The organism is Parabacteroides faecalis, assembly GCF_022809355.1.
GTDB lineage: Bacteria > Bacteroidota > Bacteroidia > Bacteroidales > Tannerellaceae > Parabacteroides > Parabacteroides faecalis.
On record NZ_JAKZMM010000027.1, the window covers coordinates 43,714 to 57,295 of the forward strand.

Consider the following 13,582-nt stretch of genomic DNA (forward strand, 5'->3'; position numbering starts at 1 on the left):
AATACATTCATTATGCTCATCAATAATGAATTTATCAACTCCTTATTAGACCGGGCGAAGGAATCACCGCGTCTCCGTCAGCACTATGATCTGCGTAATTCGGCTGCCGATACCTCGCAGCGGATGCTGAATGCCCTCTTGCCGGGTACGGAAGTAGCCATTCACCGGCATGAAGAGACAGCCGAGACGGTGGTCTGCCTGATGGGGAAACTCGAAGAAGTGATCTACGAGGAAGTCGGGGAGGAGAACGGTCAGCCGACCTTCCGCGAAGTATCCCGCCAGCTGTTGTCGCCTGCCGAAGGGAAGTACGGGATGCAGATTCCCGCGGGTGTCTGGCATACGGTCCATGTGATCGAGCCGTCCGTCATCTTTGAAGCCAAAGATGGGGCGTATAAAGGATAATCAACATAATAGTTGAGGTTTTTGGTTTTGTGTAATGAGGCGTAATCCCGCTTGGGGATTGCGCCTTTTTTGTCGGATGAGGGGGGATGATTTTCTGGAAGAAAGAGTGGTTTTCTGAAATATATCTTTTATTTTTGTAAAAAAAGAAATTATGGATAAAAAGCGTATCTACTTTCCTGATCTGACAATAGAAGGCTTTAAGTCGATCGATCATCTGTATATAGATTCTCTTTCCTCTATTAATTTGATTGCCGGTGATAACAATGTGGGTAAATCGACGGTTCTGGAAGCGTTATATGCACTTGCAACCGGAGGAGAGATGGGCGCTTTGCTCCAAATGGGATGTAATCGGATGAATATTCAGAATCCGATGGGTGAATCTTTTGTCGTGGACAAGGAGAAGTTGCTTTTGACTTTTTTCAAAGACTGGCAATTTAAGTTGGGTAAAGATTTGATCATTAAGGCAGGAACAGATCAGGCATTACAAATGAAATTGGTATATGTGCTGGAATCAAAAGAAAAAGCAGGTAATGCCGTCGTTAATAAAATGGAAATTCTGGATCAGCCTTTAGAGAATGCCCAAGGAGGTGATACGTTGGAAAGAGGTATCCTGTTTACTTCAAATAATAATACATTCTTTTCTGCTTTCAGTACGGGTTCGGGTATGGGGGATGAATTTGTTTATCCGAAGCAGGTTAACTTTATTCATACGTCTTTGTCTTCTAAAAGTTATAATTTGCGATTATGGGACAATATCGCTTTGACCGGACTGGAAAGACATGTTATAGAAGCCCTGAGGGTTATTGATCCCCTTGTTGAAAACCTGGCGTTTTTGGAAGAGTCTGTTCTGAAAGGGGGAAGAGGAGCTTCAGACAGAGTTCCTTATATTACCTTAAAAAATAGACCGGACAGATATCCGCTGAGTATTATGGGGGATGGTATGAACCGTATCCTGTCTATTATATTAGGTATTGTCAATTCAAAAGGAGGCATTTGCCTGATTGATGAAATAGAAAATGGTATTTACTATCGGCGTCAGCCGGAATTGTGGAGAATAATATGCCTGCTGGTAAAAGAATTGGATGTGCAGCTTTTCGCCACGACGCATAGTCTGGATTGCATCAGGAGCTTTTCCTCGGTTGCTCATGAAGTAGATGCTCAGTTGATTCGTCTGGAAAAGAGAAAATCAGAGTTCGCTGCAGTGAACTATAAATCGGGAGAGTTACAAATAGCCTTAGAAAATGATATAGAATTACGTTAATATGAAAAAGAATAAGCCATTCCGATTATTGGTCGAAGGGATAAATGACTTACATGTCGTATGTAACTTGGCTAATCGCTTAAGTTTGTTGGAAACATTCGAGGTGGAGGATATAGGTTCCTATCAGCAGATTTTGAAAGTCTTACCCGTGCTATTGAAAAGTACGAATAATCTGCAACGGCTGGGTATTGTGGTGGATGCTGATGAGAATCTGAAAGGACATTGGGAGGCTATACGGCATATTTTACTTGACAGCCAGTTGTATTCTTCTGTCCCGGAAGAGCTGCCGAAAGAAGGTCTGGTGGTGCATCCGGATGATCCGGCTTATATAATTTTCGGGCTTTGGATAATGCCGGACAATAATTTGAATGGAATGTTAGAGGACTTTGTTACTTTTATGATTCCGGAAAAGGATGATGATGTTTTGTTGAGAAAAACAGATGATGTGAATGTATACCTCTTCCTCATTAGAAAACTTCCCCTGTTATAGGGGAAGTATCCGAGGGACGACGGGGCTTGCTGCCCCATCATTTACGGCTCACCCAACACCTTGAAGATACAGGCTACCTGATGCGGGGTATAAATCCGGTTCCGCGGGTTCCAGCCCGATTCTTTCAGCATCTCTACCAGGGTGGGATTATAGATAATCCACTCTTTTAACCGACGGGATGCCATCGCCGGCGTCAGGTGCGGGCAGTACAGGCATCCTAATTCCAAATTGGAAAAGGTGCGGGGCCGTATGGTCCCATTTTCATTGTTGTATGTCATAGTTTTTAATGTTTAGTTGTTTATGATCGTATTCGTTCTTTTCTCTTGAAAGAAAAGAACCAAAAGTTCAAGGCTGCGTCTGCTGAGCTACTCCGTCTCTTCGTTTCGCTGTGCGCGCCGCAAACTCGCTTCGCTCAGACAGCGACGCTCCGGCCGCTTCACTTCGTTCCTCCGCTTAACGCTCACCAGAACGAGGCCGGTCCTTCAATTGACAACTTCTTAAATTGAAAATTGAAAATGGAGAATTGAAAATTATCTTTTTTCCCTCATTTATCCATGGAACTTACCTTGCGACTGTAGAGGCGCAGCGTGCTGCGCCTCATAACGATGTTTTACACAATCCGATAATAATCAATAATATACCGAATATATTTATTGTGTTATTTGTCGTTTTATCCTGTCGCTTTGGATGGAGGCGCAGCGTGCTGCGCCTCTACTCGCATTTCCCCAACTCAACGGGGAATTAAATCCCCATGTAATTCGGCCTTATAAATTTTCAATTCTCAACGGTTTCCATTTATCCATAGAACTTACCTTGCGACTGTAGAGGCGCAGCGTGCTGCGCCTCATAACGACGTTTCACACAATCCGATAATAATCAATGATATACCGAATATATTTATTGTGTTATTTGTCGTTTTTTCCTGTCGCTTTGGATGGAGGCGCAGCACGCTGCGCCTCATAACGACGTTTCACACAATCCGATAATAATCAATAATATACCGAATATATTTATTGTGTTATTTGTCGTTTTATCCTGTCGCTTTGGGATGGAGGCGCAGCACGCTGCGCCTCTACTCGCATTTCCCCAACTCAACGGTGAATTAAATCCCCCGTTTAATCCGACCTTATAAATTTTCAATTCTCAATTTTCAATTTTCAATTGATGAAGTCTGTGCCTAATTAATTTACAATTCTCAACGACGTTTCACACAATCCGATAACAATCAATAATATACCGAATATATTTATTGTGTTATTTGTCGTTTTTTCCTGTCGCGTTGGGATGGAGGCGCAGCACGCTGCGCCTCTACTCGCATTTCCCCAACTCAACGGTGAATTAAATCCCCGTTTAATCCGACCTTATAAATTTTCAATTCTCAACGGTTTCCATTTATCCATAGAACTTACCTTGCGACTGTAGAGGCGCAGCGTGCTGCGCCTCATAACGACGTTTCACACAATCCAATAACAATCAATAATATACCGAATATATTTATTGTGTTATTTGTCGTTTTATCCTGTTGTTTTGGGATGGAGGCGCAGCACGCTGCGCCTCTACTTGCATTTCCCAAACTTAACGGGGAATTATAATTCCCGTGTAATCCGTGAAATCCGTGCCTAATTATGTGAAACTCGTGGCAAATAAATTGTCAATTGTCCATTGTCCATTGTCAATTTTCCATTGATGATCTCCACCGTTGTTGCAGGAGCCCTAACAGATATTGGCGGCGTTCGGGGTCATGCTCGTTGGCGAGCAGGAGAATCCCTTTCTGGATACGGTAGGCGAGGCGTTCCCCCGGGTCGGGGTATAGCTCTTCCCACTGATAATGCAGCCAGGTGATCCAGTCGGTGGGGCCCATGAGGCGGAACATCGAATCCGGATCTTCACCCTTGGGGAGACGGAAGAGGTGGCATAGCATACCGGCGCGCCGGATCATGGCGGCTGCCCGCTCCATCCCTTTCCGACCTGCCTCGTCTCCGTCGAGCATCAGACAGACCTCGCGGGTGTGGGCCTGCAGGAGGCGGAGCTGTCCGTCGCACAGGCTCGTTCCTCCGATGGCCACACTGTTGATCGCCCCTGATGCATGCATCGCCAGGAGATCCTTGTATCCTTCTACCACATAGACAAATCCTTTCTGGCGGATTGCCTCTTTGGCCTGGTATAACCCGTAGAGCCATTCGTTCTTCTGGAAGCGGGTGCTGCTGGGCGGGTTGATATACTTCGGCTGGTCGGTATCGTCGCCCTGCCGTCGTCCGGCGAACCCGATCAGGTGCCCGTCTTCGTCGTGAAGGGGGAAGATGATCCGGTTGCTGTATGCCTTCCAGGGATAGGGCAGCAGGTGAGGAGCCAGAGATACCCCGAAGCGGAGCCAGGTATCCGTCAGACGGGGATCGTCGGGCAGATAAGGCATGAGGAGCCGTTCGAAAACCTGCAGGTCGGGCAGGGGACGGGCTTGAGGTGCCGGAGGAACCGACGACGAGGGTGGGGGCGGAAGGATCAGCCGCCGCTTCTCCTTCCCCTTGATCCATTCGTCTTCCAGCCGTCTCACGGCCTCCCGGAAACTGATCCGTTCGATCAGCATCCGGAAACGGATCACGTCGCCCCGTTCTCCACAGGCGAAGCAGCAGAAGGTGCCCCGCTCGGGATAGACAGCCAGCGAAGGATGATGGTCGTCGTGAAACGGGCAGAGTCCGGTGTAATAATGTCCTTGTCGGATGAGGGGCACATACTGCCCGATTACTTCCTCAATGGGAATTCGTTGTTTCAGTTCATTTGCATTCATAAATCTAAGCGTGTTTGCCGGTCCTTTTGCCGGTAGTTAGTGATAATAGTAAATGATTCATTGTAGCGGAAACGCGCCAGTCCGGTGGCACCGTTGCGGTTCTTGAGCACATACAGCCGTCCCACACCCTTGAGGCTGTTTCCTTTCTCGTCTTCCAGGATGCCGTGCCGCTCCGGACGGTGGACGAAGGTCACACAGTCGGCTATCTGCTCGATCGTTCCCGAGTCGCGCAGGTCGCTCATCACCGGGATGCCGCCCCGTTCGGTGCGGGTCTCGCAGGCGCGGTTCATCTGCGAGAGAGCCAGGATGGGGCAGTCCAGCTGGAGAGCCAGCCGCTTCAGTCCCTGCACATGGCGAGACACCACCTGTTCGGTCGTTTCCCCTTTCCCGACAGCTCCGCCCAGCAGATGGAGGTAGTCGATCACGATCATGGCACACTTCCCTTTCCGCCGCTGCATCATCGCCTTCGTCCGGATCGCATCCAGACTCGATCCCGCCGTATAGTCGAGGTAGAAAGGCAAGCCTTTCAGCAGGCCGACCGCCCTTTCCAGCTCAGCCATCTCCCGGTCGGTAGGCAGTTCCACCCGCAGACAATCCGGATTGATGCCCGTCATCCCCGTCAGCACACGGTTCAGGATCTGGAGGCTCGACATCTCGAGGCTGAAGAAACAGACCGGATGTCCCTGGCGGGCAATGTTCAGAGCCATCTGCAAGGCCACCGCCGTCTTACCGTCGCTCGGTCGTCCGCCCAGGATGGTCAGCTCACCCTTATGGAACCCGCCCGTCACATAGTCGAATTCCTCCAGTCCGCTGGCGATCTGGATCACCCTTCCGTCGCCCGACCGCCGTAAGCGCTGCCACTCGACAGCCTCTACCGCCAGTACCTCCAACGGTTGCAGCGGTTCGTCCGTCAGCGACTGTTCATAAAAACGTGCCAGATGCTGTTCGAGAGCATCCGTAATCTGCTCCGGCTGAGCCGAAGCCTCGGCCACCTTCAGGCTCATCTGTTCGAAGAGACTCTTCAGTGACCGCAGTTGAAACCTCCGCCTGACCTCGGCGATATACGTCTCCGTGTTCGCTTCGTAGCGGATGTTACGCACGTAGTCGAGCAGGAACGAAAGGCCGTTCAGGCGGGTAAAACGTTCCTCGTCCGTCTTTCGCATCTCCAGCTCGATCATCATGAAATCGGGCTGTATTCCCCGGTTATAGACTTCCCGGATACACTGAAAGACAAATCCCAGGTCCGGATTCTCAAACATTTCCGGACGGAGTTCAGCTACGCCGGTATCCATCGCTTTTCTGGATACCAGCAGGCTGCAAATCAATACTTTTTCAATTTCTATAGCCATTGTATTTAACGTTTGATGGGTTGTTATTTCATGATTAATAATGATTCATTGTAATTGATTATGTTTGGTCGTATTTGGGTATAATTGAGTGTAGAGGCGCAGCGTGCTGCGCCTCATAACGACGTTTCACACAATCCGGTAATAATCAATAATATACCGAATATATTTATTGTGTTATTTGTCGTTTTTTCCTGTTGCTTTGGGATGGAGGCGCAGCACGCTGCGCCTCTACACGCATTGTCCATTGTCCATTGATGAAGTCCGTGCCAAATGAATTTTCAATTCTCAACGGTTTCCATTTATCTATGGAGCTTACCTGGCGACTGTAGAGGCGCAGCGTGCTGCGCCTCATAACGACGTTTCACACAATCTGGTAATAATCAATAATATACCGAACATATTTATTGTGTTATTTGTCGTTTTTTCCTGTCGCTTTGGGATGGAGGCGCAGCACGCTGCGCCTCTACACACATTGTCCATTGTCCATTGATGAAGTCCGTGCCAAATGAATTTTCAATTCTCAACACTTTCCATTTATCCATGGAGCTTACCTAGCGACAGTAGAGGCGCAGCGTGCTGCGCCTCATAACGACGTTTCACACAATCCGGTAATAATCAATAATATACCGAACATATTTATTGTGTTATTTGTCGTTTTATCCTGTCGCGTTGGGAGGGAGGCGCAGCACGCTGCGCCTCTACACGCATTGTCCATTGATGAAGTCCGTGCCAAATGAATTTTCAATTCTCAACGCTTTCCATTTATCCATAGAACTTACCTTGCGCCTCTACCTTTTTGTTCTCCGGTTGAATGTTGTTATAATGAATTTTTGTATGATTGATTGTTTTATCGTTGTTTGCCTACATGGGGGTGAATAATGTTCTTCATGAAATATTTGTACAAATACGTGTATGATATTTCAAATCAATTCCGTACTTTTACCCAAAATCATAACTATGGAGAAAAAATTATTCCAAAACACCTATCGGGTTGATTCTTGGCGTGCCCAATGGCATACGTATGATGCCGGAGTGTATTTTGTTACAATCTGTACCCACAATCATGTCCATGTTTTCGGTCATATCGAAGATAACATCATGTATTATTCTGAAATGGGGGATTATGCTGTCAGACAGATAGAAATGATAACATCCCATTACCCGTATGCGGAAGTTCCCCTGTATGTTGTTATGCCCAATCACATACATCTTTTGATATCCATTGATAGCCAACGTATCCCTTTTGAAAAGAGAAGGGTTGAAACTCCAGACACTCTTTCTCCTCCCATGAAACAGGTCTCCCGACAAACCGGATGGTTATCTGTTGTTGTCAGAGGATTAAAAATGGCGATTACCAAATATGCCCGAGACAAACAGATTGAGTTCCGGTGGCAGAAAAGATTTCATGAACGTATTATCCGAAATATCCGTGATTTGAATGCTATTTCCGATTACATAGAGACCAATGTTGCTCGTTGGGAATCTGATTTATATTATTAGAGATTGTCATGTTTTCATGATAAGTGATGTATGTTGTTAAAATACTAAATATGTTATTGTTGAGAGTAGAGGCGTAGCGTGCTGCGCCTCCTTCCTCGGTTTTACGTAAAAATGCTCGGTAAACAAAGATTCGGAATAATTGCTTGTTTCATTGTTGTTTGTCGTTTCATCCTATAATGGTTGTTATGAGGCGCAGCACGCTGCGCCTCTACCTACCTCCTTCCTCGGTTTTACGTAAAAATGCTCGGTAAACAAAGATTCGGAATAATTGCTTGTTTCATTGTTGTTTGTCGTTTATCCTGTAATGGTTGTTATGAGGCGCAGCACGCTGCGCCTCTACAGTCAATTGTCAATTCTCAATTTATTGAAATAGGCACCTTCCTCCGAAGGAACGCTCGGCCTCGAAAAAAGACTGATCCAGCTCCTCCTCCATCTTATCCGACGGCAAGTCACCACACAGTCGCTGGTAGTCGCGGATGCGGAAGAGGGTGCCGCGTTTCTCTACCTCGATGTCGATCAGTTCCTGCTGCAGGAGGAGGCGGAGGTACCGCTCGAAGACCGGGCGGCTCATGCCCAGCTCACGGGATACCCGGTGCTGACTGTCGACAAACTCGCCCCGCTGACAGGTGAACACCTTCTTGTTGTGCGTGATGGTGCGATTGCGGAAGAACGCTTTGGACAGGAGATAGAGATACACCTTCCCCAATCCGGCCATCTGCGGGTCCGGATTTAAGATTAACGCGATGATGTAACGCGGGATTCGCAGGAATCCCTTTTGAAGCACTCTTAGACTTTTTGTTTTCTTGGGTTGCATACTGCTTTGTTTTTCTTTAATTGTTTGTTTGATAAGCATTTAGATTATTAACACATTTTTAGAGCCAACCAACCAGCCACATTTCAACCAAATAAACGGCAGCAAATCAATCGTTTGCGAACAGCTTTCAACCACACTCGTGCCAGCGAACCAGCCACCCTTTATATTAGAAGAAAAGATAAAGAAAGATAGATAGAAGAGTTTGACTTTTTCAATCATTTTAATAACAAATCGTAACCTCATCTGTCGTTCCCGTTTCTTCTTTTGGGTACGGCAAAGGTAGAGAGGTTTGCGGGCGAAAAAAAAACTATTTCAGCCCGATTTTTCGGGACTGAAATAGTCGTGTAAACAGGAAGTATAGGTTTGTGAATAAATGAGTTGGAAGTCCTGTTCAGCTCAAATCCCTCTTCCGAAAATCTGCCCGGACCTTTCTGAGGTACGTTTCCAGTTCTTCCATTTCTACCGGATTTTCTTTCAGCAGGCGCATCACGGTGTGGGGCGAGTACTGCAAGACGAACTGCTGGTTGAGCAGGTGGGTGATCTGGGCATACGTCATCTCCGGGAAGATATTCGTATGGATCAGCACACTGATGAGTTGCAGGAAGAGGAGGGTGTCTTTGACGACCAGCTTCTCTTCTTTTTCGTCGCTCTCCTCGAGGAAGAAGTGTTTGACCAGGACGGATGAATACGTCTTGACGTAGCGCCGGAACAAATCGTTCCAACACTTCCGGTTGTTCTGCCTCACCAGCGAGAGGACGGCCGCCAGGGCCATAATCACTTCTTCCGGTTGCTCACTTTCTCTGATGGCGACGTTTAATTTACTCAGATTGAAATTGCTCCCTACAATATCTGAGATCTTTTTTCGCACTTCCTTAAATGCTTCGCTGTCTAACAGCTCCGTTAATTTGTGTCTCATGAATATAGTATCTTAGATTTTGTGATAAATTTAATAAAAAAAACGGCATCTCATAAAATAATCTGACTTTTTTATTCACTTTTTTCAAATTTCCCTCCCGCAATCTCCTGGAAGAACCCGTAGGAATCCAATTGGATTCTCCCGAGAATCCTTTTCAATTCTCACCGGAATTTCCGGCAAAATATAAAGGCTAATATCTTGGAATACCGAATGCTAAACGACCTTATCTGCGTGAGGAACAGGAGGGTGGATGTACCTTTGTAGTGTTATCAGATAACACATGTTTCACTAAAAAAATTTATTAATATGGCATTGATTTACACCCTCGTCAAAAGACGAGACATGAGCAAGGGCGCATTGGAAGGAGCCCAGTTGTATTACGCGCAGACCAGCGTTACGAAGCGCCTGGATTTGAACACGATCTGTTCGCGCATCGAGATGTACTGTACCGCCAGCCGGGGTGAGATTATCCTCGTACTCGACGGCTTGATCAAGGTAATGAACGAGGCCCTGGCCGAAGGCGAATCCATCCACTTAGGCGAGTTCGGCAGTTTCCGCATGGTGGCCGGCAGTAAGGGGGCCGCTACTCCCGAGGAGTTCGAAGTTTCGATGATCAAGAAGCCCTGCATCGTCTTCTACCCCGGTACGATGTTGATCGGCACCACCCAAAACGCCAAGTTCGAGCGTTATGTGCCGAAGAAGGATGCGGAAGCTTCCTAAATTGAAAATTGACAATTGACAATTGAAAATTAATTAGGCACGGATTTCACGGATTACACGGGAAATGTGAGTAGAGGCGCAGCGTGCTGCGCCTCCATCCTATCGCGACAGGAAAAAACGACAAATAACACAATAAATATATTCGTTATATTATTGATTATTATTGGATTGTGTGGAACGTCGTTGAGAATTGACAATTCATTTGGCACAGACTTCATCAATGGAAAATTGACAATTGACGATTGACAATTCATTCAGTCCGGATTTCATGGAATTTATTTGTTGGACATCCCATGTGAGTAGAGGCGTAGCGTGCTGCGCCTCCATCCCAATGCGACAGGAAAAAACGGCAGGAAACGCAATAAATATATTCGTTATATTATTGGTTATTATTGGATTGTGTGAGCTGCCGTTATGAGGCGCAGCACGCTGCGCCTCTACAGTCGCGGGGCAGGTTTCATGGATAAAAGGAAACCGTTGAGACTTGAAAATTCATTCAGTCCGGATTTCATGGACTTTATTTGTTGGACATCCCATGTGAGTAGAGGCGCAGCGTGCTGCGCCTCCATCCCACCGCGACAGGAAAAAACGGCGGGAAACACAATAAATATATTCGTTATATTATTGGTTATTATTGGATTGTGTGAGCTGTCGTTATGAGGCGCAGCAGCGCTGCGCCTCTACAGTCGCCAGGCAGGTTTCATGGATAAAAGGAAACCGTTGCGAATTGACAATTCATTCAGTCCGGATTTCATGGAATTTATTTGTTGGACATCCCATGTGAGTAGAGGCGCAGCGTGCTGCGCCTCCATCCCACCGCGACAGGAAAAAACGGCGGGAAACACAATAAATATATTCGCTATATTATTGATTTTTATTTGGTTGTGTGGAACGTTGTTATGAGGCGCAGCACGCTTTGCCTCTACCGTCGCCAGGCAGGTTTCATGGATAAAAGGAAACCGTTGCGAATTGACAATTCATTCAGTCCGGATTTCATGGACTTTATTTGTTGGACATCCCATGTGAGTAGAGGCGCAGCGTGCTGCGCCTCCATCCTACCGCGACAGGGAAAAACAGCGGGAAACACAATAAATATATTCGTTATATTATTGATTGTTATTGGATTGTGTGAAATGTCGTTATGAGGCGCAGCACGCTGCGCCTCTACCGTCGCCAGGTAAGTTCCATGGATAAATGAAGGAGAAAAAGAAAATTGTCCATTGTCAATTATCAATTGTCAATTGAAGGACCGGCCTCGTTCTGGTGAGCGTTAAGCGGAGGAACGGAGTGGAGCGGCCGGAGCGTCGCTGTCTGAGCGCAGCGAGTTTGCGGCGCGCACAGCGAAACGGAGAGACGGAGTAGCTCAGCAGACGCAGCCTTGACTTTTTGGTTCTTTTGGGTCAAGCCAAAAGAACGAATACGATCTTGATCTTTTGGTTCTTTTGCATCAAGGCAAAAGAACGTACCCAGTTTGGGTCAAGCCAAAAGAACGTACCTAGTTTGAGACAAAGAACAATTAAAACAAAAAAAAATTATGTACTACACCGACTTTATCAGACAATACAAGCCCCTGGCCGACAAGGCGGGGGCACTCTACAAACTCAATCCGGTGATTATTCTGGCTCAGGCCGCCATTGAGAGCGGATGGGGAGAAAGCACCCTGGCAACCGACTATCATAACTTCTTCGGCCTGACTGCCTACGGAGCGCGTAATACCTTGTGGAACGGAGCGTCGATCGAACTGGGGAAACACTCCCTGAAGTTCCGGGTCTATGCCTCGCCCGACGATTCATTCCTCGACTACGCCCGACTGATCCGCGAGGTATATCCCGGAGCGGCCGAAGTCAGCTACGACCCGGCAGCCTTCGCCCTGGCCATCTCCTACAGCCGTTACATCAGTGAGGTGAACGGAGACAACCGCGAAGAATACCGGAATCTGATTGTCGTGATCAGCGACAAGATCAATAAGTTCCTGAAAAAGGGTCCCGAGCTCTTTCGGGAGTCATCATCGTCGAATCCTCTTAAATCCTAAAAAATGAAATACGTTGAAATCATCCTTAAAGTCCTGTGTGTCATCCTTCGCACCATCTTTCCGAAGAAGAAAAAAGACGAACCCACGTCTGAACCCAGTCAGGAAGACGTGGCTGTTGCTCAGCCTGTATCTAATCATCCTCCTGGCCCTGTGGAAGAACGAGACTCAACTGGCTATGGCAGCCCTGGGCGGGATCCTCTCGTTGTTGCAAGAGCCCCCGCCCGACGGGGGCGATCTGCCGAAACGCCCTGGCTCGGTATCTCCGGGTTAGCTCTCATCCTCACCGGAGGCGCCAGTTTTTTGTATGAACAGTTTTTTGTCAATTGACAACTTCATCAATTGAAAATTGAGAATTGACAATTGACAATTTATTTGGCGCAGATTTCACGGATTACACGGAAAATATAATTCCCCGTTGAGTTTGAGAAAAGCGAGTAGAGGCGCAGCGTGCTGCGCCTCCATCCCAGCGCGGCAGGAAAAAACGGCGGAAAACACAATAAATATATTCGTTATATTGTTGATTATTATTGGATTGTGTGAAACGTCGTTGAGAATTGAGAATTCAATTGGCACGGATTTCATGGATTACACGGAAAAAATAATTCCCCGTTGAGTTTGAGAAAAGCGAGTAGAGGCGCAGCGTGCTGCGCCTCCATCCCACCGCAACAGGAAAAAACGACAAATAACACAATAAATATGTTCGGTATATTATTGATTATTATCGGATTGTGTGGAATGTCGTTATGAGGCGCAGCACGCTGCGCCTCTACAGTAGCAAGGTAAGTTCCATGGATAAAAGGAAACCGTTGAGAATTGAAAATTCATTCAGTCCGGATTTCATGGAATTTATTTGTTGGACATCCCATGTGAGTAGAGGCGCAGCGTGCTGCGCCTCCATCCTACCGCGACAGGATAAAACGGCGGGAAATACAATAAATATGTTCGGTATATTGTTGAATTTTATTGGGTTGTGTGAAATGTCGTTATGAGGCGAAGCACGCTGCGCCTCTACTGTCGCGGGGCAAGTTCCATGGATAAAAGGAAACCGTTGAGAATTGAGAATTGACAATTTATTTGGCACAGATTTCACGGATTACACGGAAAATATAATTCTCCGTTGAGTTTGGGAAATGTGAGTAGAGGCGCAGCGTGCTGCGCCTCCATCCCAGCGCGGCAGGAAAAAACGGCGGAAAATACAATAATAACCCGTTGGCGGAATTAAATTAGCGCATATTTAACTTTGCCAATGGGTTTGTTGTTTTTATAGTTGATGTATTGTAGGATTGTAAGTGCGCTAATCTTCCCTATAATTC

General features: G+C 46.8%; 12 protein-coding genes. 7 read left to right on the top strand and 5 right to left on the bottom strand.

The window, feature by feature from the left end:
- Positions 1-12: 12 nt before the first annotated feature.
- The 3 genes from MUN53_RS11175 to MUN53_RS11185 all read left to right on the top strand — a co-directional run bounded on the left by MUN53_RS11175 (position 13) and on the right by MUN53_RS11185 (position 2,153).
- Positions 13-402: a WbuC family cupin fold metalloprotein gene (locus MUN53_RS11175; protein ID WP_243325488.1), complete on the top strand. Its 390-nt coding sequence runs from the start codon at positions 13-15 to the stop codon at positions 400-402.
- A gap of 151 nt (positions 403-553) precedes the next feature.
- Positions 554-1,663, top strand: a complete 1,110-nt coding sequence (locus MUN53_RS11180; RefSeq protein WP_243325489.1) for an AAA family ATPase — start codon at positions 554-556, stop codon at positions 1,661-1,663.
- Between the two features lies 1 nt (position 1,664).
- Positions 1,665-2,153, top strand: coding sequence for a DUF3226 domain-containing protein (locus MUN53_RS11185; protein ID WP_243325490.1), 489 nt, complete (start codon positions 1,665-1,667; stop codon positions 2,151-2,153).
- A 41-nt stretch (positions 2,154-2,194) separates the two neighbouring features.
- On the opposite strand, the gene MUN53_RS11190 is transcribed toward MUN53_RS11185, so the two are convergent.
- From MUN53_RS11190 to MUN53_RS11200, 3 genes are all read right to left on the bottom strand, one after another.
- Positions 2,195-2,431: a DUF4248 domain-containing protein gene (locus tag MUN53_RS11190; protein WP_243325491.1), complete on the bottom strand. Its 237-nt coding sequence runs from the start codon at positions 2,429-2,431 to the stop codon at positions 2,195-2,197.
- A 1,394-nt stretch (positions 2,432-3,825) separates the two neighbouring features.
- Positions 3,826-4,938, bottom strand: a complete 1,113-nt coding sequence (locus MUN53_RS11195) for a CHC2 zinc finger domain-containing protein (protein WP_243325492.1) — start codon at positions 4,936-4,938, stop codon at positions 3,826-3,828.
- On the bottom strand, positions 4,935-6,287 hold the full coding sequence (locus MUN53_RS11200; protein WP_243325493.1) for a replicative DNA helicase: 1,353 nt from the start codon (positions 6,285-6,287) through the stop codon (positions 4,935-4,937). Before MUN53_RS11200 ends, MUN53_RS11195 begins: the two co-directional genes overlap by 4 nt.
- A 957-nt stretch (positions 6,288-7,244) precedes the next feature.
- Between MUN53_RS11200 and MUN53_RS11205 the strand changes: the two genes are divergently transcribed.
- Positions 7,245-7,787, top strand: coding sequence for a transposase (locus MUN53_RS11205; protein ID WP_243325494.1), 543 nt, complete (start codon positions 7,245-7,247; stop codon positions 7,785-7,787).
- Positions 7,788-8,148: 361 nt separating this feature from the next.
- Here MUN53_RS11205 and MUN53_RS11210 read toward each other — a convergent pair whose 3' ends face one another.
- Together MUN53_RS11210 and MUN53_RS11215 are read right to left on the bottom strand one after the other, a co-directional pair.
- Entirely contained in the window at positions 8,149-8,601 is a 453-nt protein-coding gene (locus MUN53_RS11210) for a hypothetical protein (RefSeq protein ID WP_243325495.1), read from the bottom strand.
- Between the two features lie 391 nt (positions 8,602-8,992).
- On the bottom strand, positions 8,993-9,517 hold the full coding sequence (locus MUN53_RS11215) for a hypothetical protein (protein ID WP_243325496.1): 525 nt from the start codon (positions 9,515-9,517) through the stop codon (positions 8,993-8,995).
- 306 nt (positions 9,518-9,823) lie between these two features.
- Between MUN53_RS11215 and MUN53_RS11220 the strand changes: the two genes are divergently transcribed.
- From MUN53_RS11220 to MUN53_RS11230, 3 genes are all read left to right on the top strand, one after another.
- Entirely contained in the window at positions 9,824-10,237 is a 414-nt protein-coding gene (locus MUN53_RS11220; RefSeq protein WP_243325497.1) for an HU family DNA-binding protein, read from the top strand.
- Positions 10,238-11,771: 1,534 nt separating this feature from the next.
- Complete coding sequence (locus MUN53_RS11225; protein WP_243325498.1) at positions 11,772-12,269, top strand: glucosaminidase domain-containing protein; 498 nt, start codon at positions 11,772-11,774, stop codon at positions 12,267-12,269.
- Between the two features lie 3 nt (positions 12,270-12,272).
- Positions 12,273-12,596, top strand: a complete 324-nt coding sequence (locus MUN53_RS11230) for a hypothetical protein (protein ID WP_243325499.1) — start codon at positions 12,273-12,275, stop codon at positions 12,594-12,596.
- Positions 12,597-13,582: the final 986 nt, after the last annotated feature.

Bases quoted from the DNA above. Each gene is read 5' to 3' on its own strand.
- MUN53_RS11175 (WP_243325488.1), top strand. From the start codon at position 13: ATGCTCATCAATAATGAATTTATCAACTCCTTATTAGACCGGGCGAAG.
- MUN53_RS11180 (WP_243325489.1), top strand. From the start codon at position 554: ATGGATAAAAAGCGTATCTACTTTCCTGATCTGACAATAGAAGGCTTT.
- MUN53_RS11185 (WP_243325490.1), top strand. From the start codon at position 1,665: ATGAAAAAGAATAAGCCATTCCGATTATTGGTCGAAGGGATAAATGAC.
- MUN53_RS11190 (WP_243325491.1), bottom strand. From the start codon at position 2,431: ATGACATACAACAATGAAAATGGGACCATACGGCCCCGCACCTTTTCC.
- MUN53_RS11195 (WP_243325492.1), bottom strand. From the start codon at position 4,938: ATGAATGCAAATGAACTGAAACAACGAATTCCCATTGAGGAAGTAATC.
- MUN53_RS11200 (WP_243325493.1), bottom strand. From the start codon at position 6,287: ATGGCTATAGAAATTGAAAAAGTATTGATTTGCAGCCTGCTGGTATCC.
- MUN53_RS11205 (WP_243325494.1), top strand. From the start codon at position 7,245: ATGGAGAAAAAATTATTCCAAAACACCTATCGGGTTGATTCTTGGCGT.
- MUN53_RS11210 (WP_243325495.1), bottom strand. From the start codon at position 8,601: ATGCAACCCAAGAAAACAAAAAGTCTAAGAGTGCTTCAAAAGGGATTC.
- MUN53_RS11215 (WP_243325496.1), bottom strand. From the start codon at position 9,517: ATGAGACACAAATTAACGGAGCTGTTAGACAGCGAAGCATTTAAGGAA.
- MUN53_RS11220 (WP_243325497.1), top strand. From the start codon at position 9,824: ATGGCATTGATTTACACCCTCGTCAAAAGACGAGACATGAGCAAGGGC.
- MUN53_RS11225 (WP_243325498.1), top strand. From the start codon at position 11,772: ATGTACTACACCGACTTTATCAGACAATACAAGCCCCTGGCCGACAAG.
- MUN53_RS11230 (WP_243325499.1), top strand. From the start codon at position 12,273: ATGAAATACGTTGAAATCATCCTTAAAGTCCTGTGTGTCATCCTTCGC.